The organism is Bacillus sp. RE35, assembly GCF_052146655.1.
Classification (GTDB): domain Bacteria; phylum Bacillota; class Bacilli; order Bacillales; family Bacillaceae_G; genus Bacillus_A; species Bacillus_A cereus.
On record NZ_CP197377.1, the window covers coordinates 4979460 to 5000717 of the forward strand.

Consider the following 21258-nt stretch of genomic DNA (forward strand, 5'->3'; position numbering starts at 1 on the left):
GTTACACTTGTTCTAAACCATTTGGAGTAATCTTAAAGGAAATTTCTTGCCCCTTCATCGCATCCTCTTTTTTAACTAACTCATTCTTTTTGTACCAATTCAAACGACTCGGTTCCGCATGGTATACTTTCAGCACATCTCCATACTCAAATGCCGTTCCATTTACTTGCCCAGCAAAATTCTTTGAAGTCTCTTGTCCTTCTGCCGTTACATGCTTTTTCTTATTTCCATTTTGATCATAAATCGTAAGGCCTATATACTGCTCATTTACAAAGCGATAATGAATCTCCTCATTTGTAAATGTTGCATGTAATTTCTTTTCAGCGTGGTTTAACGTAACAATTGAACGTGTAACATCGGACACACCTTGATAGACTAGACTATCCCCATATGTCACTTCTACAGGAACTTCCGTCACCTTCTTATTTCCAAATCGATCTTTCGTTTCTACTTTCACTTTTTGCTGACCAATTTTTGTCGTATCTATTTCCCCTACAAAACCTACTACTTCTCCACCCTGTACTTCAACAAAGTTCTTCGCGTCTAGCGTTTCGCTATTTGTTCCGATTACTACTTGCTGCGGATTTGCTTTTACTGTTTGCTCACCGTCTAATCTTTCAAATCCATTTTCAGTTATTTTGAAGACTAATTCCTTTATCTCTTTACTTTTTCCTTCGCCCACATATACATCTTTTTGATACCAATGTAAACGAGAAGATTCCGCATGATATACTTTCACTACATCTCCATACTCAAATGCAATTCCATTTACTTCCTTAGCAAATTCTTGCGTATTCTCTAAACCTTTTACTGCTATATTTTTCTTCACTCTTCCTTCTTTATCGTACAATGTGAATTCAAAATACTTTTCATCTTTAAAGTAATCATGAATTAGGTTCTTTGTATCTGTCGCACTCAGTTTTTTCGTATCATGATGCAAAGTTACAATTGATTTCAAGTCACCATCTCTATAGCTCAGCCCATATACAAGTAGGCTATCTCCATATGTTACTGTTAGAGGAACTTCTGTCACTTTCTTATTTCCAAATCGATCTTTCGTTTCTACTTTTACTTTTTGTTCACCGATTTTTGTTGTATTTGGTTTTTCTACAAATCCAACTACTTCTCCATCTTTTACTTCAACAAAGTTTTTTGCATTTATTTTCTCTACATCTGTTCCGATTACTACCTTCTGTGGTACTGCCTTTACCTCTTGTAAAGTTTCCATTCTTTCAAAGCCTTTTTCAGTTACCTTGAAGAATAATTCTTTTTCTACTTTCGCCTTACCTTGGCCAGCAAGGCTATTATTTTGATACCATTTCAAGCGGTCCGGTTCTGCATGGAATACTTTTACTACATCACCATATTCAAACTGCATTCCACTCACTTGCTCCGCAAATTTCTTTGAAGTTTCTTGTCCTTCCGCTGTTACACGCTTTTTTGTGTTCCCATTTTGATCATATAGCGTAATCCCCATATACTCTTCATTTACATAACGATAATGAACAGGATTACCTGTAAACGTTGCGTGCAGTTCCTTTTTATCATGTTGCAATGTTACAACCGAACGTATTGCATTATCATTAGCATGAAATACTAAACTATCTCCATAAATTACTTCAAGCGGCACTTCTGTTATCTTCTTATTTCCAAAAGCATCCTTCGTCTCTATTTTTACTTTTTGTTCTCCAATTTTTGATGTATTTGGTTTTTCTACAAAACCAACCACTTCTCCATCTTTTACTTGTACGAATTCTTTCGGATCTAGTTTGTCTACATCCATTCCGACTACTACTTTTTGCAGTTTCGCCGTCACTTCTTGTAAACTATCTTTTAATTCGAACCCTTGCTCAGTTATTTGGAATAATTTCTCTTTTTTATTTTTAACTTTTCCTTGATCTACAAGTTCGTTATTTTTAAACCACTTCAAACGGCTTGGTTCTGCGTGGAATACTTTTATTACATCACCATATTCAAAATCCAATTCATTTAGTTCCATCGCAAATCTTTTTCCCGTTTCTTGTCCTTCTGCTGATACACGTTTCTTTTCAATCCCATTTCGATCATATAGCGTTAAGCCCATATATTCTTCTTTTTCAAAACGGTAATGTATTTCATTATTAGTAAAGTTTACATTTAATTTCTTCTTATTGTGGTGAAGTGTCACTGTCGACATTACATCATCTGAAAGTCCTTGAAAAACTATACTGTCATCATAAAATCCGTTAACTTGGACAGGAATTGAATTTTTATTTCCTTTCTCATCCCCAATTTCTACTAACACTTCCTGTTTCCCATTCTCTAATTTAGGCCATACAATCTTTCCTGTTACTTTTACATTCTCACCTAAATTTCGAACAAGCTTACTTGCTTCATTCTCGTCAGAATCTGTACCAACTAAAAGATTTTGTACTTCATTAGCAGGTTCACCATACGGAACCTTATACAGTTCAACTTGCTTCTCACGAATATCATTACTATCTGTAGCTTTCCAGATTTCCTTTTCTAATTTAGGTAACTTTGATTTTTCTATTTTCTCTCTAATATCATCATTTGGTGTTAATCCCCACTCCTCAAAGAAAGGAATTAAATTTTGCCCTGCCACTTTTGATGTCATATAAATAAATAGCTGCTTTTTCTCTTCATCAGAATGAGGCATTTCACTCTGAGGTAACAAACGATAAGCTTGATGTAACCTAGGATAAAAATGTTCTCCATACACTACATTTAATTGCCAAAACATTGTAAGAGGATTAATGTCATCAATGAATCTTTCTGCTTTAGGCTTCTCTAAATACTCAAATGAGTTTTTATAGTGCTCATCCATTTCTAATTGATTCCCTAACGCCTTTTGAACAGCTAATGAGTAAATATTTACTGTTACTTCCCTTACTTTAGACCACTTCCACGGTTCTTGCTGATGTAAATGACCAACTTCATGCCACGGTCCCCATCCATCCTTCTCAAGTACCTCTATATCTAAAACTCTATTCATTGCAGTTGGAATATATCCTGTATGATAATGTTTCGCAAACATAAAGTCCCCTTTAGCAGGCTTCCGTTTTTCAACAAACTGAACATAATGAGTTGGAGATTTTGCAACCCCAACACTGTCCTCAGATAATCCTGCCACTGCGTTTTCTAAACGGATAATCTTATCATGCAATTTCATTAAATCTGTTGGATCCGTATTCTTCATATATTTCTGCACAGAATCGTAAGTAGTAGTAATTAAGCTTCTCTCACCTTTTAATTCAACTGCATAAGGATCCTTATATTTTTTTAACATTTCATCCCAATCTTTTTTCGTATGCTTACCTAAAATAAATAAAGGAAAGTGACTACCACCATTTGTAACGGAAGCTGTTACTTCTCCTTCGTTATTCATATTATAAAAATATAAAATACCGCCTCTTGAAGATGAAATAACATTTTTTCCTGGTTTTAAATCAAACTCCTCTGGGTCCTTTTCATCATAAGATCTCGTTCCAATAAAAGCTTGGATAGACTGCGTTCCTTTTATGTCAATTGTAATCTCTTCATTTGGCTCTGCATAAATTCCAGTCGGTTCATTAGCGGAAAGTTTCCAAGTAACTCTTAAACGATTATTTTCTTCTTCTACGCTACCTTTCCCCGGCAACTGAAATACTCTCTGCTCAAATTTATTCTCTTCTAATTTCCCACCTTTATTCTCTTCCAAAGGCGCCGCATATCCTTTTGATGCTTCGAAAGCTACTGGTGATAATAATGTAGATATACATATACCTGCTACTAATACCCTACTCTTTTTCTTCTTTGACATAATCTGTGTCCCCTGTCCTTTTTTTAGACAAACCATCCTATATATCCATTTAATAAAAAATCCTATTATCTTTATAAAAACATTTAATGAATAGACTAACACCTCGCGCACCTGTATCTATTACTACCGCATTTCCCTCCATGTATTCGCTTTCTTACATTGTACAATTTTTATGTAATATCCCCTCCTCACTTCTCTCTATTTGTGATGAGTTCTCTTGCTACATAAAAAAGAGAATAGTAAAAGATATTTTTCAGTATTGTCATCTATACATCTAAAAATGTGAACAACAATAGATTTTTTACATTTTCTTCATATATGACCATCTATAGGTAGTTTTTCCAACTGAATTGTACACGCTTTACACTTTGTTTGATAGCCTCTCTAATTAGAATAATGTTACAATTTCGTGAATAAAATCCATTTATTGTAACGTTTAGATTTTTCAATATTTTATTATTTTTAAATACTTCTTCAAACGTTAAAATAGTGTTTCACTCGATTAATTATTATCTTGATATATCTTTAAAGAATTCATATGAAAAAGCATTGGCATATACCAATGCTTTTTCATTATCTCTTTTGATTCGGTTTATGCGGTTCATTTGGAGTATATGGCTTATTTGGTTTATTTGGAGCCTCAGCCTTTTTCCAACTTACCGCTAACTCTGGACTTGTTTTTTCTTCACTACGCTCAAGTAATACTACTGCATTTTGAATAGTCGGTGTACCTTTATGCGCAATCCCTTGTAATTTCGTTAAATTTCCTGATACTTTAAAGCTAAATCCACCAGCTGGTGTTTGTTTCGGAATTAAAATGCGGAACTTTTCTCCTACATTAAATTCTGTTTTTGTTTCGCCTTTTTCATTTGCAAATTTCACGCCCGCTGGTGCACCTGTTGCTTGCACTTTATACGTTCCGCTTTTTGCATTTGTTTCTACTGTATATAAGCCTGTTTCAAAGAAATCATTTTTTAAGACTGCTTCTTGTTCTTCTGTAGGAGTTACACTCATCGTAATTTCTTGTAGTTCTTCACTAGCACTTGCTTTTGCAACGATATCTTTCGTTACCTTTTCTACATTTTTATTACGGAAGTCTAAATCATTAATATCGATTTGTTTTAACGCATTCCACACTGCAAGCTGCGTTGCGTAATGCGCCTCTCTCCAATCAGATACCCCTAATTCTTGTGGACTCTTTTGTGGATATCCATTCAATAGTACACGGTACACATTAATATCCACTTTCCCCATTTCCGGTAAATCTTGACCGCTTGGAGATTTCAAATCTACATTTAAGCAAAAAGCAATTTTGCCATCTGCCGTTTTAATAAGCTCTGTTCGAATTGGCTTCTTCTTGGACTTACTATAACTCCAATCCATTTGATACTTTGTATGGTCCATCACTTCTGCGAATACTTTTTGAAGTGGGAATAACACAAATAAAACACTTAAAAACATAGCTAAAAGTTTGAACGATTGCTTTATATTCATGTTTACAGCCCCTTAATAACAAACTTAATACTAAGTAGTATTTATTTAGAAACTATTTTTATGCACAAAAAAAGAGTGCTTTTAAGCACTCTTTTTTCTTACCTTAATCTTAGAAATCGAAGTTATCAGGATCTGGACCAACGCGATGATTTTGATTTAACGCATCGATTTTTTCCATATCTTCTTTCGTTAATTCAAAGTTAAATACATCAGCGTTTGCAATAATACGGTGTTCTTTCGTTGATTTTGGAATTGTGATTACTCCATTTTGAAGATCCCAACGTAAAATAACTTGAGCTGTTGTTTTACCGTGTTTCTCAGCAATCTCTTGTAATGTTTCGTTATCTAATAATTGACCTTGCATTAGTGGTGACCATGCTTCCATTTGAATACCTTGTTCTTTACAGAAAGCTTGTAGTTCTTTTTGTGTTAAACGAGGGTGGTATTCTACTTGGTTAATCATTGGTTTAATTTCTGCATCTTTCATTACATCTTGTAAGTGATGGATTTGGAAGTTACTTACACCAATTGCACGTACGCGCTTTTCTTTATAAAGTGTTTCTAGCGCTCTCCATGTATCTTTATATTTTCCTTCTGAAGGCCAGTGAACAAGATATAAATCTAAATAATCTAGTCCTAATTTTTTTAGACTCTCTTCGTATGCAGCGATTGTTGTTTCATACCCTTGATCTGCGTTCCATACTTTTGAAGTAATAAATAATTCTTCTCTTGCAATACCAGTCGCTTCAATACCTGCACGAATTCCTTCACCTACAGCTTTTTCATTTCCGTAAATTGCAGCTGTATCGATGCTGCGGTATCCTGCTTTAATTGCTGATTTTACAGCTTCTACAAGTTCTGGTCCTTCTTCTACTTTAAATACACCTAAACCGAACCAAGGCATTTCTACACCGTTATTTAATACTGCTTTACTTTGTAAGTTTTTCATTTTATTTTCTCTCCTTTTATTTTACTTGATCTCTTTTTTCTAATGTCATGCTCCACGCTGTTAAAATAACAGCGGCTACTACCATAAGGCCACCTACCCAAGCAGTATGGATTAATCCTAATGAATTCGTTACAAGGCCACCTATATAAGAACCTAAAGCGATCCCTCCGTTAAATGCGGCAATATTAATTGCTGAAGCAACATCAACCGCACTCGGAACAAAGCGCTCTGCCAATATAACTACATATACTTGTAGCCCCGGAACATTCATAAATGCGAATAGTCCCATGAAAATAATTGTGATTAATCCAGCTACTTTAAATGGCGCTGTAAATGTTAAAACAAATAATATAATCGCTTGAATCAAGAACATGTAAAATAGCGCTCGAATCGGATTATGATTCGATAATTTTCCGCCGACCATATTCCCTATCGCAATTGCGATTCCATACACTAATAAAATGATAGTAACAGTACTTGCTTCAAATCCTGTTACTTCTTGTAATAACGGAGATAAATACGTAAATGTTACGAATGTACCGCCGTATCCAAGTGCAGTAATAATGAAAACAAGTAATAGTCTTCCATTTTTAATTAATTTAAATTGATCACGAAACGATACAGGTACACCATTTTTTAAATTAGATGGGACGAGTATACTGTTTGCGATGAAAGCAATAATTCCAATTACAACAATCGCCATAAATGACGCTCTCCAGCCAAATTGTTGACCGATAAATGTTCCAATTGGCACACCAGTAATAGTCGCAACTGTTAATCCAGTAAACATAATCGCAATTGCGCTAGCACGTTTATTCTCTGGTACGATTGCAGCTGCAATTGTAGATCCAATTGACATAAACACACCATGTGCAAACGCAGATACAATTCTTGCAATAATTAATACAGTGAAGCTTGTTGCTACCGCCGCAATGCCATTACCAATAATGAAAATAACCATAATCCACATTAATAATGTCTTTCGCGACATACTAGCCGTTAACGCTGTTAAAACAGGAGCTCCTACCGCTGCTCCTAACGCATATAAGGAAACCGTTAAACCGGCTGTTGTAACCGAAACATTTAAATCTTTTGAAATAGATGGTAGTAAACCGACACTAATAAACTCGGTCGTACCAATCCCAAACGCACTAATTGCTAGCGCTAATAAAGCAAACATACTTCTTCGGCTCGTCTGAGCTTCCGAAGATGGTACTGTATATGAACTCAATTGAATTCCTCCTTATTACAAGAAATCCAATCATAATAGTATGATAAAAAGGCCCTTTTATCTTCTAAAAAATATATTTCATACTTACAAATGCTATTATGAATGGTTTCATTCCTTTTTTGAAGAACGCACTTTAAAGTACGATAGGCACTAAAAAGTAACATAGTCACTTTTTGGTACCGTACTACTCATTTGCCTCTTACATGTGCTATTATGAAACATATTTAACATAATAAAAAGTACGTACTTTAAAGTGCTATAGGTACTAAAAAGTAACATTTGTATGATTTAACTTATTTTACTCACAAAGGGAGGATTTCATATGAAGAAATACAATATTCCTGTAGAGGCGACTTTAGAAGTTATCGGCGGAAAATGGAAGGTTGTTATCCTTTGTCACTTAACGAAAGGTACAAAGAGAACGAGTGAACTAAAACGTTCCATGCCTGGTATTACACAAAAAATGTTAACACAGCAATTACGTGAATTAGAAGACGACGGCGTCATTCAAAGAAAAGTATACAACCAAGTCCCACCGAAAGTAGAATATTCTCTTACCGACTACGGTTGGTCTTTAGAATCCATTCTTGATTCTCTTTGTTCTTGGGGCGAATGCCATCTTGAAAAAGAAGGTAACACATCGATGCTAATTGCAGAAGGTGAATAATAGGAAAAAGGAAAAAACGAACATGAATTTGTTCATTTTTTCCTTTTTTTCTATATATATATGTACATTTCTAACTGGAACAAAATATTTTATACGCTTTCATACCTTGTCAGCACTACGTTATACACTCAATATCAAATAATTAGGAATCATTTTTATGTTAACATAGGTGTATATAGTATATAATATAGGATATATATTATATACACTTTCCGGTAACGGAGCTTTTCCATTATGCGGACAAGCCATGTATCGGACAGTTCATAAATAATAAGTAAGACGTTATGGTTTTAGATTTATGTCAGCTTACTTGCTGTCATAAATTTAAAGGCATTTTATTGTGTTTTGTGAAACTTTGTATAAAGTTTCGTAACCGTTTACTATCTTACTTATAAAAAATAAGAGTATTGCTATCGTAAAGGAGAATTGGAGATGCCAGAAACTATGACTCAAACAAAGCCAGAACAAGAAACTGTACAAATTTCTGCTAGCCAAGGACAACTTGATGTACTTGATCAGTTGTTAAAACCTGAGGTACAAGAATCATTAACAACACTAGTAGAACAGCTTCCAAAATTAACTGAGCTTGTTAACATTTTAACTAAGTCTTATGACTTCGCTCAAACTGTTGCTACTGATGAAGTATTAAAAAGCGACACTGTTGGTGCAATCACAGAGCTTGTAGAACCTGTAAAAGATACAGTGAAAAGCATGGCTGCTACTGCAATCGAAGCGAAAGATCGTGCTGACGAAAGCAACGAAGTTATCGGCCTGTTCGGTCTATTAAAATTATTAAAAGATCCACAAGCACAAAAAATGTTCCGCTTTGTGAACGCATATCTTCAAATTAGTGCAGAACGTAACAATAAATAAGTTAACTTATAACAACAATTAGTAAAGACGGGGGATATCATACTATGTCAAAACAAATTGTCATCTTAGGCGCTGGTTATGGCGGTCTTCTTGCCGCTTTAAACGTACGTAAATATTACAGTAAATCAGAAGCACAAGTTACAGTGATTAACCAATACCCAACGCACCAAATCATCACTGAACTACACCGCCTTGCAGCTGGTAACGTGTCTGAGCAAGCAGTTGCAATGCCACTTACAAAGCTTTTCAAAGGTAAAGATATCGATCTTAAAATCGCAACAGTTGAGTCATTCTCAGTTGATAGCAAAGAAATCAAACTAGCTGGCGGCACTACTTTATCTTACGATGCACTTGTAGTTGCTTTAGGAAGTAAAACTGCTTACTTCGGTATTCCAGGACTAGAAGAAAACAGCATGGTATTAAAATCTGCTGCTGATGCAAATAAAATCTACAAACACGTTGAAGACCGTATTCGTGAATACGCGAAAACGAAAAACGAAGCTGATGCTACAATCGTAATAGGTGGTGGCGGATTAACTGGCGTTGAGCTAGTTGGTGAGCTTGCTGACATTATGCCTAAACTTGCAAAAAGCCACGGCGTAAATCCAAAAGAAGTGAAACTTCTTCTTGTTGAAGCAGGTCCAAAAATCCTTCCAGTATTACCAGACCACTTAATCGAACGTGCAACTACTAGCCTAGAAGCGCGCGGCGTTACATTCTTAACTGGTCTTCCTGTAACAAACGTTGCTGGCAACGAAATCGACTTAAAAGACGGTCAAAAACTTGTTGCTAACACATTCGTTTGGACGGGCGGCGTACAAGGTAACCCATTAATCGGTGAATCAGGTCTTGAAGTTAACCGTGGACGTGCAACAGTTGATGCATACCTACAATCTACTTCTCACAAAGACGTATTCGTTGCTGGAGACAGCGCTGTTGTCTTCGCTCCAGACGGACGTCCATACCCACCAACTGCACAAATCGCTTGGCAAATGGGTGAGTTAATTGGATACAACTTATACGCAGCACTAGAAGGCAAAGCATTCGAAGAGTTCGCACCTGTAAACTCTGGAACACTTGCTAGTCTAGGACGTAAAGATGCGGTTGCTACAATTGGAGCAAGCAATACTCCACTTAAAGGCTTACCAGCATCATTAATGAAAGAAGCAAGTAACGTTCGTTACTTATCACACATTAAAGGTCTATTCAGCTTAGCTTACTAATCTGAATATAAGCCCGAATCATGCCCTGCATGGTTCGGGCTATTTTTATCCGTAATTTTCTCTAACTTATTTATTCGGCAGAAGAATCGTATAACCCTTTTAATTATCTAAATTTACTGATTATTTTATGTCCAAATTGTGTATACGAAAAGATGGAAGTATTCTTCCTACTCCCATCCTTTCACACAAACTATTCGCCTAACTTCACAAGACTGTAATTCTTCTTCCCTTTACGGATAATAATAAATCGTCCATCAAATGAATTTTCTACAGTAACATCTGTACCCACATCTGTTACTTTCTCACCATTCATAGAAATCGCTCCGTTATTAATATCTTCACGCGCTTGTCGTCTAGATGGTTCAATTCCTAAATCAACTAGCCATTCTACGATGTTTTTCGTCTCTTTTGAAGACTGAAATGTTGGCATTTCTTTAAAGCCTTGTTCAATTTCATCAGCTGTTAACGATTTAATATCTCCGCTAAATAACGCTGCTGTAATTTTCTCAGCTTGCAGGAACGCCTCTTCTCCATGAACAAACTTCGTCATTTCTTCCGCTAATACTTTTTGCGCTTCACGTTTATGAGGTTCCGCTTCTACCTTCGTTGCTAATTCATCAATACGCTCTTTCGTTAAGAACGTAAAGTATTTCAAGTATTTAATTACGTCACGGTCATCTGTATTTACCCAGAACTGGTAAAATTCAAACGGTGTCGTTTTTTCAGGATCAAGCCAAACCGCACCACCCGCTGATTTACCAAACTTCGTACCGTCCGATTTTAATAATAACGGAATCGTTAATCCGAATACTTTCGCCTCATGACCCTCTAACTTACGGATTAAATCTAAACCACTCGTAATATTTCCCCATTGGTCACTACCACCAATTTGCAGTTGAACATCCTCTTTCGTGTATAAATGATGGAAGTCCATCGCTTGCAAAATTTGGTACGTGAATTCCGTGAAAGAAATACCTGTATCCAAACGGCTTGCTACAATATCCTTCGCTAACATGCTATTGATGCTAAAGTTTTTCCCGTAATCACGTAAAAACTCAATAATATTTATTTCATGTGTCCAATCATAGTTATTTACCATCTTCACTTCGCTATTTCCACCAAAATCAAATAGCTTTTTCATTTGTGCTGTTAACGCATCTACATTATGCTGAACCACTTCTAACGTTTGAAGTTGACGCTCTGATTGACGTCCACTCGGATCACCAATTGTTCCTGTTGCCCCGCCAATTAAAATAACAGGATGATGACCAGCTAATTGGAATCTCTTAATCATCATAAACGGAATCAAATGTCCGATATGCATACTATCACCAGTCGGATCAACTCCGCAGTATAGTGAAATCTTTTTCTCTTCTACTAGCTTACGTAAGCCTTCTTCGTCAGTCTGTTGATTAACGGCGCCGCGCCATTCTAACTCATCAATGATATTCATCTTTTGTCATCCCCTTTATTTTTTTAAAACAAAAAATCCCTATGTCTATGACATAGGGACGATTATTCACCGTGTTACCACCCAGTTTGTATAAATAGCATAGCTACTCATACCACTCTTAGCAATAATATCGATTGCCAGTCCGCTTAGCATTACCTAAGATACTCCAGAGTGTAATTCACAAGTTTGTTTGTGCTAGGTTCCAGCAACCCCTAGCTCTCTCGTTAACAGTGACAAACTGCTACTGGGCTCTTTCAACGTATGTTATTTGTTAAATTATTAGCCATTATATTGAATTGAAAACAAATTGTCAACAATACCCAAATATTATTTTAAAATAATTCATATCTTCATACGTATTTCTTTATTCCTTATCTTCTCCAATAATCCTTACTTCTCGCTCCAACTTCACGCCAAATTTCTCTTCAACTGTCTTTTGTACGAAGTGAATTAAATCGATGTAATCTTGTGCTGTTCCGTTATCAACATTCACCATAAACCCAGCGTGTTTTAAAGAAACTTCTACTCCACCAATTCGCTTACCTTGTAGTCCTGAGTCTTGAATTAACTTACCAGCAAAGTTATTTGGCGGGCGCTTAAATACGCTACCACATGAAGGATATTCTAGAGGCTGTTTTGACTCACGTTTAAACGTTAAATCATCCATTTTTGCTTTAATTTCTTCATGTACACCTTCTTCAAGTTCAAATCTCGCTTCAAGAATAATGTAATGGTTGTTCGCAAATACACTCTTACGATATCCAAATTCAAATGCTTCTTTCGTCAAAGTACGTAGCTCTCCATCACCTGTCATTACGACAGCTTCTGTTAATACAAACGAAATTTCACCGCCGTATGCACCAGCATTCATATATAATGCTCCGCCAACTGAACCTGGAATACCACAAGCAAACTCAAGACCCGTTAAGTTATGGTCTAAGGCAATACGTGATACGTCAATAATTGCTGCACCACACTGTGCTACAATCGTCGTTCCTGTTACAGTAACACCTGTAATATGAATTAAACTTACTGTAATCCCGCGAATTCCACCATCTTTAATAATGACATTCGATCCATTTCCTAAAAACGTAACTGGAATATTATATTCGTTCGCATATTTAATAACTTCTTGAATTTCATCATAATTTGTAGGCGCAACAAAAACATCTGCTTTTCCGCCAACTTTAATATGCGTATGATTCTTTAACATTTCATCTTGTTTAACATGTCCTTCAGGCAATACCGTACTTAAATATTTATAAACCTCTTGCATATTCATTTTACGATTCCTCTATTTCTATATTCATTTTATCCCGTTATACGGGCCCATAATATCCCCACGTACATGAAAGAACCTAAAGTGGTGGATACAGTGTACCCAAAATCAATTCGAGACACCTATAAACCTCTTAATTTATAAGAGGTGCCACTCATATTAAAATATATATTGCATAATAAAGCAACCCAAATGGACTACTAAACTTGACATGTCATCAGAAAGACAACAATTTGTAAAATATGTGACTTTTTCAAAACACTATCCCTCAGTATCTTACTATACCACACAAAAAGAAAGTGGTATTTTTTTGTACTTTTTACTTTATTTACATCAATAAAAAAAGAGCACATCCGACAGAATGTGCTCTTTCTATACTCTTTATATTACTTTTCGTTCTCTTCTTTTTCTTTATCAAACCATAACAGCTCATCGTTATCAACTTCACCATTATAATTGATTAAAATTTCTTCTCCTGCTTTTATATCCTTATAAGCATAGAAGTTAAACGTATGGTTCTCGAAGACAATATCATACGTTGCATTCGGTGTATATGAATGATTAAATAACATACCGTATCCTAAAAGGATTGCCGTATGATTGATTCCATACTCAAATGCGTAGTCAGCAAGTAATGTTTTCTCAATATGTTCATGCTGTTCATTCGGATAAGAGATAACTGGTGCTGCGTGTATCAACTCACCTTTTTTAATATCACGAGTTGCAAATACACCTCTATTAAATTCTCCATCACTAAGTTCAGAAGTCTTAACTTCGATCATATGCGTCACCTATTTAATTCTTTCTTTGAAGTATTTTAATTCCGCTATTAGCTGAATTTTATCTCCTTAAGCTTGGCAGAAAACGCGCAGAAAAGCAATTAAATTCCTATCAAGTATTCGTTTCAATGAAAAAAGAGCACATCATTCGTGCTCTTTCCAAGCAATATTACTTTTCTAAAATATCTTCTAACAACTTCACTTGCTCGCTAACAGTTTGTAACGTCTTCACTGACGTATCATTTCGATGTTTTTCTTCTTCCACACTCGCTAGCACTTCTTCTGTAGCTGTAGAAGTTTGCTGAATTACGTTAGAAGCATGCGTAACATCCTTTACGATATTCGTCGTTTTAACTTGGAAACTTTCTTGATGAACAACAACCTCTCGCATTACTTCATTAATCGCATCAATAAACTTCCCTAAATCAGTTACATTTGTTAAAACGCTTGCTAACATCTCGTTACATTCTTCTTGTACTCTTTCTGACTTTTCTACTTGCACTTCTACCTTACTTGCTTGATTACTAAACTCCTTCAAAATCCCTTGAATTCTTCCCGCAGAACGATTTGATTCTTCAGCAAGCTTTAACACTTCACTCGCTACAATAGCAAAACCTTTTCCATGCTCGCCTGCCCTCGCAGCTTCAATATTTGCATTTAAAGCTAGCAAACTCGTCTGACTTGAAATATTCGTTATTACATCTACAATTTCATTAATTTGTTTCGATTGCATCATTAAATCTCTAAATATAATTCCAGACTGTGAAACAACATCATTTAAACTTCTCATGTTAGTTTCAAAATTTCTTAGAGTATGTACACTACCTTTTGAAATTTCTAAGCTTTCATCCACACGAGCCGATGCAGTTCTTACTTGAGAGATGATTTGTTCAATATTTCCCTCCATATCATTCAATACTTCTACCGAACGATACATCATCTCTGATTGTGATTGCGTACCAACTGCCACCTCTTCAAAGGCAAAATTAATTTCACTCATCGATTCCATCGACGTGTTCATATTTTGTCTTAAATGATTGAAATTACTATCTAGTTTCACAACTGTTTCTTCAATAAGTCTTTGCGTCTCTTCTAACTCCTGAGCTTTTCTCATTACTTCTTGCTTCTCATCACTTAAACGAAGGAGCAGATTAGAACCGATTTTCGTGACGCCCCACATAGCGATTGTTACAATCGCTAACAAACTTGCGAAATTAGCAGCTTCAGACGAGGCTGTATAAGCAAAAAATTGCTCCGGCCAATAGCTACAAAGGATAAATGTGATCACAACAGCTACCCCGCCAAGAATTAAAATGAGGCGCTCACTTAAGTAAATAAGTGAAACAGCTAATGTAAAATAGACCATTTGAAATACAGCCGGGCTTTCATTAAAGGCTTGTACCATAATGTAAGACATTGTAAGCAACATAAATGTCATGATATATTTATACGCTGATTCCATACTTTTTATAAAAGTAAAAAGCGTTCCAAATGCAACGACAGAAATACCACAAATCCAAAACGCTATTGCTCTCTCTGTAAAAATATATCCATAATACCCAATTGCGATTATACCAAGAAAGAAACTACAAATCGTTATAAACAGTAATAAATGATTTTTCTGTGATTCTTTCTCAAGGTTAGAAAAACAAGTCCTCTTTAACCACTCCATATGAAGCCCCACCTTCTACTTATACATATCAATTACTTCAGTTTAAATACCGCACTTACTGGGTTATGATCGCTATTTTCAAACTTTAAATCTTTCCCTTGTACATTTACAATCTCTACATTCGGTGAAACGATAAAGCCATCAATAATAGTGACGAAATTTTCACCTTCTACATATTTCTTTACATCATCTCTCACAGTCATAACAGACGGATCTACAGCCCACTTAAAGCCACCGTCTGTAAAGTCCTTCGGTAACTCTACTAACCACTCAGGGCGCTCTTTCACGAACTTCGGATCACTTAATTGAGCGTTTGAAACTAATTGATTCCAATCTCCGCCCATTATTACGTAATCACCATTTTCATAATGCTTGTTCATATATTCTTTTAAGTACTCTACTTGCTGTTTTCTAATTTTCCCGCCTTCATCATAAGCAGACAAATGTAAATTTACGAGTCTAACATGTTTCCCATTATTAACAGGAATTTTATATTCCACAATTGCTCGATCTAAATCAAACAAACGCTTTGGCCAAGGCTCCATTCCAGGAAGCTGGAACCTCTTCGCTTCTTGAACAGTGTATTTAGAAAACGTACTTAATCCAGCCTCCGCATATCCCATTGGATTTATTATTGGCACTGGAACCCATTTCGTATCGTAGTTCTTGCCAAATGACGAAACATAATCAGGTAATCCTTTTTTCAAAAATTCATGTTCATTTACATCAAATGAACGAAGTGACTTTATATCAACTTCTTGTAATAGTGCAAAATCACTATTCTCATTTTGTAAAAACGAAAGCATATTCTTTAAATTAGTTTCCGTTTGCTCTTTACTACTTGAACCAGATCCCTTTCCACCATCCATAAAGAAATCTTGATCCTTATCTAACCCAGCATATCCAATATTAAATGTTGTAACTTTAAACTCATTTCCAGTCGCTAATACGCGCTCCTTATTATTCTCCACCTTCAAGCTTATAACATCAGCAGGCTGTTCTTTAGTAAGTGTCATATACGCTAGAAATCCTCCTACAATGCCCGCTACTACTAAAACACATGTAAATACGATTTTTAAAAATTTCTTCAAATAAATGACTCCTTTTCACGCGAATTTATTTTTCTTTATTTTCAGTCAAATAAAACAAAACGACACACATAAGAAACATTTTATCATAATTAAAACCTTATATCACTATATTTAGTTGATAAGTAATCGATCCCATTTTAATTACTTGAAAAACCTTCAGACATCAAAAAAAGAAACGTTACACCCACCTCCTCACTGGAATTTAAACGGTATATTTAGTACACTATATGTAATAATCCTAGGCGATGGAGTTCGCCATAAACGCTGCTTAGCTAATGACTCCTACCAGTATACATACTGGTAGGAGTCTATTTTTTTGAGCAAGCTATTTAAAGAGGTGAGAAAATTGATTTATATTATCGTCGGCATTGCCGGTATATTAGGAGCTCTTTCTCGTTATTATTTAGGTCTTAATATCACCACATTTTGGCATCATTCATTTCCATTAGCAACATTACTCATTAACTTAATCGGTTGCTTCTTCTTAGCGTGGCTAACTACTTATATCACCCGGCTAAACATCTTACCTTCAGAGGTTATCACAGGCATCGGAACTGGATTCATCGGTTCCTTTACGACTTTTTCAACATTTAGTGTAGAAACTGTGCAATTGATCAATCATTCTGAGTGGAGCATAGCCTTCTTATATGTATCATGTAGCATACTTGGTGGCCTCATTATGTCTGGCCTTGGCTATATACTTGGGGATTTCTTAATTAAGAAATCTCTTACGGAAGGTGATTACTCATGATAGAAGCCTTATTAGTCGCAACAGGAGGATTTTTCGGTGCGATTACACGATTTGCAATTAGCAATTGGTTTAAGAAAAGAAATAAAACACAATTTCCACTTGCTACATTCCTTATTAATATAACAGGGGCGTTTTTACTTGGATATATAATCGGCAACGGAGTTACTACAGGCTGGCAACTATTATTAGGTACTGGATTTATGGGCGCATTCACTACATTTTCTACGTTTAAATTAGAAGCCGTTCAACTTCTCAATCGAAAAAATATTAGCACTTTCCTTTTATACTTAAGCGCTACGTACATAATTGGTATCCTCTTCGCATTCCTTGGAATGAAGCTAGGCGGAATATGAAAAAAAGCGACTCTATTGAGTCGCTTTCTTTCATAAGAAATATGTCCCGCCATATGGAATAGAAAATAAACCAGCTGGATGTACATCGTAATGTACAATTTGCATCGGAAGCTGTGAATACGGCATATACTGACTTTGCATCATTTGTGCAAAATATGCTTGTTGTTGCATTTGAATAGCTTGATTCATAGCATGAATTGTTCCCTGTGCCCCAGCCAGCGTAATAGCTGCTCCTACTTGTCTTCCATTATAAAAATGATGGTTCATCATGATTCATCTCACTTATTCTTTTTCTTCCATATGGTATGTTTCTATTTCATAGTGAGTATTTTGTCCCTATTGGTAACCCCTATTTATTGCCCTTTTTCAGCTTTGAAGTAATAAATCCAAATAATAATACGCCAATACCACTAAGGAACAATACATAACTTATCGGTACTAGGAAAAAGAAAGGTTCTTCAAGGAATCCATCCGCTCCTACTTTACTGTTTGAAGCATGTATAGTTAAAGAAATAATCGCTAAAATCATGAAAGAAATAGCTACTACGTATTTATTTTTCATTTCACATTCTCCTCTACTCATGTAATTCTCCTTAGATTCTTAACATCATATTATCCAAAAAACCATTAAAAGTCAATAATTATTTATCGTTTAACAATAAATAATTATTGACTAGGATAATAACAAAAAGGTTTACGAAGCATATTAAATCACTTCGCAAACCCTCTGTATTATAAATATTTACACTTCAAACCTCTTGCTTAATACAATATACATTGCGCAAAATAGCACGAATATCCCAGCATAAATTAACAAAATCTCTACACTAAACATATCCGACAATGGCCCAAATATTATCATTCCTAGAGGAAGCGCGCATGAATTCGCAATTTGTACAAGACTGAACATCCGTCCGTGCATTGATGGTTCTACTTTTTCCTGCAATAACACAGTAACTGGTGTATTGAAGCACGGCATCGTTATACCAATTAAAAAATTAAATACTAAATACATAATAAATATCGGTGCTATTCCGAGTCCAATCATAAGCAGTCCATATAATGCACAAGCTAGCGCTGTTGTATACATACGATTACGAAAACCACCCCACGCCGCAATTAATACGCCACCAGCTGCCGCACCCGCACTAAAGGTCATCTCACTAGCAGTAAGTCTCCACATTTCGGCCCCGAAAGAACGAGTTACCATTAAAGGTGTTAAAAAAGCAGCTGGACTTATTAAAATCATGATGATAATTAATAAAACGATTAGCCTTTTAATAAATACATTTTCTTTTAAATAAGAGAATCCTTCTTTAATTCCTTGTAGATTAGATTTTTGCTTACTCTCTACATTCACATGTCCTTCCACCTGAATGATAAACATAATACTAATTCCAATCATAGCCGTAATAACATCAATAAAAAATGTTGTTTCAATGCTGGCAATAGAAAGAATCATCGCACTTGCTGCTGGAGAAAGAAACATAATTAAAGATGTAATACTGCTATTTATTCCATTTACTTTCATAAGATACTCTTTCGGAACGATTTGCGGAATTAATGCATTCACAGCTGGCGTTTGTACTCCTGTTCCAGCTGAACGAATGAGTAACACAATAAAAAGTAACCAAATACTTTTATATCCTGTTAAAAATAAAATTGCTAAAACTAACGTCGCAATCGCTATAATTCCATCCGATAACATAATCATCTTTTTACGGTCATAACGATCAATCCAAACACCTGCAAACAAAGATATCGCAATTTGTGGTAGAAAACCGCAAACAGTTGAAATAGTCAACATCACTCCTGATGATGTTGTAAGGGTGATATACCATATAATCGCGTATTGCACGAGAGAGGAACCGAACAACGAAATAGTTTGAGCGGTCAAAAATAATATAATTTTCGTTTTCCAATTGTTTTCACTCATATGTTTCACACCCCCTTAACTAATCCCGTCTCTATATGAAAGATACTATCTGCCCAATCAAGATAAAAACTCGCTTCGTGAGATACGAGTATAATGCTGCCCTTAAACTTAATTAACGCCTTTTGCAAAGCTTCCTTCGCTTCTGCATCTAAATGATTTGTCGGCTCATCTAAAATTAATAAGTTACAAGGTGATAATAATAATCCGCACAGTTTCACCTTCGATTGTTCACCACCACTTAACGTACGAATTTCTTGCGAAACGTGCGTATCCTTCACTCCACACGCAGCTAAATGATGGCGTATTTCCTTCATATTCAGTTTAGGAAACTGTTCTGAAATAATTTGAAGCGGCGTTAAAGAATCATTGCTCCAATTTAAATCTTGCTCATAATATCCAATCTTTATTTGCTCTGAAAAGTGAAACTCTCCAGAAATACTATCAATATTTCCAACGATTGTTTTTAATAAAGTAGATTTTCCTACTCCATTGAAACCTGTAATAACAAGTTTTTGCCTACCCATTACTGAAAAATTCAACTTTGGTAAGAGAGCGAAGTCGTAACCAACTTCAAGGTTATTTACTTCAAGAACTGTCTGAACTGAAATGGGAAGTTCCTGAAAATGAATAGACGGTTTATGAGTAAAACTTGGTGGCGCAATTCTTTCCATACGCTGTAATTGTTTTCGACGACCTTGCGCTATTTTTGAATTCACCCCAGCAATATTTCTACGAATATACTCTTCCGTTTTTTCAATTTTCTTTTGCTGTGCATAATATTGGCGAATATAATCTTTTCGCAAATGCTCCTTCTGCCTTACAAAATCTGAGTATTTTCCGTAATACTTCTTAACTGTCCCGAACTCTACATCACATATGCAAGAAGTTACCTTTTCCAGAAAATCAAAATCATGTGATATGACAATAAACGCTCCTTCAAAATTCATTAAATAATTAGCAAGCCACTCCACATGCTCCTTATCAAGAAAATTCGTCGGTTCATCTAGTAATAAAATATTAGGCTCTTCTAATAAGAGCTTCGCTAAAATTACCTTTGCACGCTGCCCTCCGCTTAATTCACCAATAACACGATCCATCCCAATCACATCAATACCTAAGCCGGATGCCACCTTATTCGTAATACTATCTACTGAATAAAAATCATGAGCCTCGAGCAGTCCTTGAATTTCTGCCGCTTTCAATAGTTGATTTTCATCTCCAGTCATCGCACTTTCTTCATATAACTTGTTCATTCTCTTTTCCATTTCATACAAATCATAAAAGGCTCTCTTTAAATATTGAGAAATGGTATAACCCTCATCAATTTCTGCGTATTGATCAAGATGTCCAATTTGAATATTTGGTTGCCACTTTATGTCTCCCTTATCAGAAATAATTTCCCCCACCAATATTTTCATTAATGTGCTTTTTCCTGCACCATTCTGCCCAACAATTCCCATATGCTCCCCTTTATGCAAATCAAAAGAAGCATTTTCGTATAATACTTTATCTATAAAACTATGTGATAAACTTTCAACTTTAAGTAAACTCATTTTTATTCCTCTTTTCCTGAAATTAAAAAAAGCAGAGAGATAGCGTCATTCGACACTAGCCCTCTGCTTCATGGTTTTTCCTATACTACTCCAATTTATAGTAAAGACTCATCGGAATAATATACACAAAGGGCCATAGACAAAGCATTGTC

At 35.5% G+C, this 21258-nt stretch carries 18 protein-coding genes, 1 riboswitch and 1 other annotated feature; of the genes, 5 read left to right on the forward strand and 13 right to left on the reverse strand.

The window, feature by feature from the left end:
• Position 1: 1 nt before the first annotated feature.
• The 4 genes from ACTL4X_RS25590 to ACTL4X_RS25605 form a co-directional block, all read right to left on the reverse strand.
• Positions 2-3802: a putative mucin/carbohydrate-binding domain-containing protein gene (locus tag ACTL4X_RS25590; RefSeq protein ID WP_151639572.1), complete on the reverse strand. Its 3801-nt coding sequence runs from the start codon at positions 3800-3802 to the stop codon at positions 2-4.
• 573 nt (positions 3803-4375) lie between these two features.
• A complete protein-coding gene (locus tag ACTL4X_RS25595; protein ID WP_001022544.1) occupies positions 4376-5296 on the reverse strand; it encodes a thioester domain-containing protein in 921 nt (306 codons plus the stop codon).
• Between the two features lie 109 nt (positions 5297-5405).
• A complete protein-coding gene (locus ACTL4X_RS25600) occupies positions 5406-6245 on the reverse strand; it encodes an aldo/keto reductase (RefSeq protein WP_000793532.1) in 840 nt (279 codons plus the stop codon).
• A gap of 16 nt (positions 6246-6261) precedes the next feature.
• On the reverse strand, positions 6262-7425 hold the full coding sequence (locus ACTL4X_RS25605; RefSeq protein WP_002026553.1) for an MFS transporter: 1164 nt from the start codon (positions 7423-7425) through the stop codon (positions 6262-6264).
• A gap of 373 nt (positions 7426-7798) precedes the next feature.
• Between ACTL4X_RS25605 and ACTL4X_RS25610 the strand changes: the two genes are divergently transcribed.
• The 3 genes from ACTL4X_RS25610 to ACTL4X_RS25620 all read left to right on the forward strand — a co-directional run bounded on the left by ACTL4X_RS25610 (position 7799) and on the right by ACTL4X_RS25620 (position 10239).
• The gene (locus ACTL4X_RS25610; protein ID WP_000760481.1) at positions 7799-8143 is read left to right on the forward strand and encodes a winged helix-turn-helix transcriptional regulator; all 345 of its coding nucleotides are present in this window, start codon (positions 7799-7801) and stop codon (positions 8141-8143) included.
• A gap of 432 nt (positions 8144-8575) precedes the next feature.
• Positions 8576-9016 carry a DUF1641 domain-containing protein gene (locus ACTL4X_RS25615; RefSeq protein ID WP_001115309.1) on the forward strand — a complete coding sequence of 147 codons (441 nt, stop codon included), beginning with the start codon at positions 8576-8578 and terminating at the stop codon, positions 9014-9016.
• A 44-nt stretch (positions 9017-9060) separates the two neighbouring features.
• Positions 9061-10239, forward strand: a complete 1179-nt coding sequence (locus ACTL4X_RS25620; protein ID WP_000043202.1) for an NAD(P)/FAD-dependent oxidoreductase — start codon at positions 9061-9063, stop codon at positions 10237-10239.
• Between the two features lie 190 nt (positions 10240-10429).
• Here ACTL4X_RS25620 and tyrS read toward each other — a convergent pair whose 3' ends face one another.
• The 5 genes from tyrS to ACTL4X_RS25645 all read right to left on the reverse strand — a co-directional run bounded on the left by tyrS (position 10430) and on the right by ACTL4X_RS25645 (position 16513).
• On the reverse strand, positions 10430-11692 hold the full coding sequence (tyrS, locus tag ACTL4X_RS25625; RefSeq protein ID WP_001021082.1) for a tyrosine--tRNA ligase: 1263 nt from the start codon (positions 11690-11692) through the stop codon (positions 10430-10432).
• Between the two features lie 51 nt (positions 11693-11743).
• Positions 11744-11959 (reverse strand) — a binding site (T-box leader).
• A gap of 97 nt (positions 11960-12056) precedes the next feature.
• Positions 12057-12974: a UDP-N-acetylmuramate dehydrogenase gene (murB, locus tag ACTL4X_RS25630; RefSeq protein ID WP_001057102.1), complete on the reverse strand. Its 918-nt coding sequence runs from the start codon at positions 12972-12974 to the stop codon at positions 12057-12059.
• A gap of 383 nt (positions 12975-13357) precedes the next feature.
• The gene (locus tag ACTL4X_RS25635; protein ID WP_000573649.1) at positions 13358-13753 is read right to left on the reverse strand and encodes an SET domain-containing protein; all 396 of its coding nucleotides are present in this window, start codon (positions 13751-13753) and stop codon (positions 13358-13360) included.
• A gap of 166 nt (positions 13754-13919) precedes the next feature.
• Positions 13920-15422, reverse strand: coding sequence for a DUF4077 domain-containing protein (locus ACTL4X_RS25640; protein WP_000455083.1), 1503 nt, complete (start codon positions 15420-15422; stop codon positions 13920-13922).
• Between the two features lie 32 nt (positions 15423-15454).
• Positions 15455-16513, reverse strand: coding sequence for an endonuclease/exonuclease/phosphatase family protein (locus ACTL4X_RS25645; protein WP_000714050.1), 1059 nt, complete (start codon positions 16511-16513; stop codon positions 15455-15457).
• A 232-nt stretch (positions 16514-16745) separates the two neighbouring features.
• Positions 16746-16805, forward strand: a riboswitch (Fluoride riboswitch).
• A gap of 54 nt (positions 16806-16859) precedes the next feature.
• On the opposite strand from ACTL4X_RS25645, the gene crcB (ACTL4X_RS25650) reads away from it, so the two are divergent.
• A complete protein-coding gene (crcB, locus tag ACTL4X_RS25650) occupies positions 16860-17264 on the forward strand; it encodes a fluoride efflux transporter CrcB (protein WP_063225491.1) in 405 nt (134 codons plus the stop codon).
• A complete protein-coding gene (gene crcB / locus ACTL4X_RS25655) occupies positions 17261-17617 on the forward strand; it encodes a fluoride efflux transporter CrcB (RefSeq protein ID WP_000568587.1) in 357 nt (118 codons plus the stop codon). Before crcB (ACTL4X_RS25650) ends, crcB (ACTL4X_RS25655) begins: the two co-directional genes overlap by 4 nt.
• Before the next feature lie 30 nt (positions 17618-17647).
• Here the strand turns inward: crcB (ACTL4X_RS25655) and ACTL4X_RS25660 are convergent, their stop codons facing one another.
• The 4 genes from ACTL4X_RS25660 to ACTL4X_RS25675 form a co-directional block, all read right to left on the reverse strand.
• Positions 17648-17887 (reverse strand): DUF3947 family protein, encoded by a 240-nt coding sequence (locus ACTL4X_RS25660; RefSeq protein ID WP_000980930.1) that lies wholly within the window; start codon positions 17885-17887, stop codon positions 17648-17650.
• Positions 17888-17966: 79 nt separating this feature from the next.
• Entirely contained in the window at positions 17967-18179 is a 213-nt protein-coding gene (locus ACTL4X_RS25665; protein WP_025118109.1) for a DUF3955 domain-containing protein, read from the reverse strand.
• A gap of 180 nt (positions 18180-18359) precedes the next feature.
• Positions 18360-19553 (reverse strand): MFS transporter, encoded by a 1194-nt coding sequence (locus ACTL4X_RS25670; RefSeq protein ID WP_048538385.1) that lies wholly within the window; start codon positions 19551-19553, stop codon positions 18360-18362.
• Positions 19554-19558: 5 nt separating this feature from the next.
• Positions 19559-21106 carry an ABC-F family ATP-binding cassette domain-containing protein gene (locus tag ACTL4X_RS25675; RefSeq protein WP_017657025.1) on the reverse strand — a complete coding sequence of 516 codons (1548 nt, stop codon included), beginning with the start codon at positions 21104-21106 and terminating at the stop codon, positions 19559-19561.
• Positions 21107-21258 lie beyond the last annotated feature (152 nt).

Excerpts from the sequence above, each read along its gene's own strand:
- ACTL4X_RS25590 (WP_151639572.1), bottom strand. The coding sequence starts at position 3,802 with ATGTCAAAGAAGAAAAAGAGTAGGGTATTAGTAGCAGGTATATGTATA.
- ACTL4X_RS25595 (WP_001022544.1), bottom strand. The coding sequence starts at position 5,296 with ATGAATATAAAGCAATCGTTCAAACTTTTAGCTATGTTTTTAAGTGTT.
- ACTL4X_RS25600 (WP_000793532.1), bottom strand. The coding sequence starts at position 6,245 with ATGAAAAACTTACAAAGTAAAGCAGTATTAAATAACGGTGTAGAAATG.
- ACTL4X_RS25605 (WP_002026553.1), bottom strand. The coding sequence starts at position 7,425 with ATGTTTGCTTTATTAGCGCTAGCAATTAGTGCGTTTGGGATTGGTACG.
- ACTL4X_RS25610 (WP_000760481.1), top strand. The coding sequence starts at position 7,799 with ATGAAGAAATACAATATTCCTGTAGAGGCGACTTTAGAAGTTATCGGC.
- ACTL4X_RS25615 (WP_001115309.1), top strand. The coding sequence starts at position 8,576 with ATGCCAGAAACTATGACTCAAACAAAGCCAGAACAAGAAACTGTACAA.
- ACTL4X_RS25620 (WP_000043202.1), top strand. The coding sequence starts at position 9,061 with ATGTCAAAACAAATTGTCATCTTAGGCGCTGGTTATGGCGGTCTTCTT.
- tyrS (WP_001021082.1), bottom strand. The coding sequence starts at position 11,692 with ATGAATATCATTGATGAGTTAGAATGGCGCGGCGCCGTTAATCAACAG.
- murB (WP_001057102.1), bottom strand. The coding sequence starts at position 12,974 with ATGAATATGCAAGAGGTTTATAAATATTTAAGTACGGTATTGCCTGAA.
- ACTL4X_RS25635 (WP_000573649.1), bottom strand. The coding sequence starts at position 13,753 with ATGATCGAAGTTAAGACTTCTGAACTTAGTGATGGAGAATTTAATAGA.
- ACTL4X_RS25640 (WP_000455083.1), bottom strand. The coding sequence starts at position 15,422 with ATGGAGTGGTTAAAGAGGACTTGTTTTTCTAACCTTGAGAAAGAATCA.
- crcB (WP_000568587.1), top strand. The coding sequence starts at position 17,261 with ATGATAGAAGCCTTATTAGTCGCAACAGGAGGATTTTTCGGTGCGATT.
- ACTL4X_RS25660 (WP_000980930.1), bottom strand. The coding sequence starts at position 17,887 with ATGATGAACCATCATTTTTATAATGGAAGACAAGTAGGAGCAGCTATT.
- ACTL4X_RS25665 (WP_025118109.1), bottom strand. The coding sequence starts at position 18,179 with ATGAAAAATAAATACGTAGTAGCTATTTCTTTCATGATTTTAGCGATT.
- ACTL4X_RS25670 (WP_048538385.1), bottom strand. The coding sequence starts at position 19,553 with ATGAGTGAAAACAATTGGAAAACGAAAATTATATTATTTTTGACCGCT.
- ACTL4X_RS25675 (WP_017657025.1), bottom strand. The coding sequence starts at position 21,106 with ATGAGTTTACTTAAAGTTGAAAGTTTATCACATAGTTTTATAGATAAA.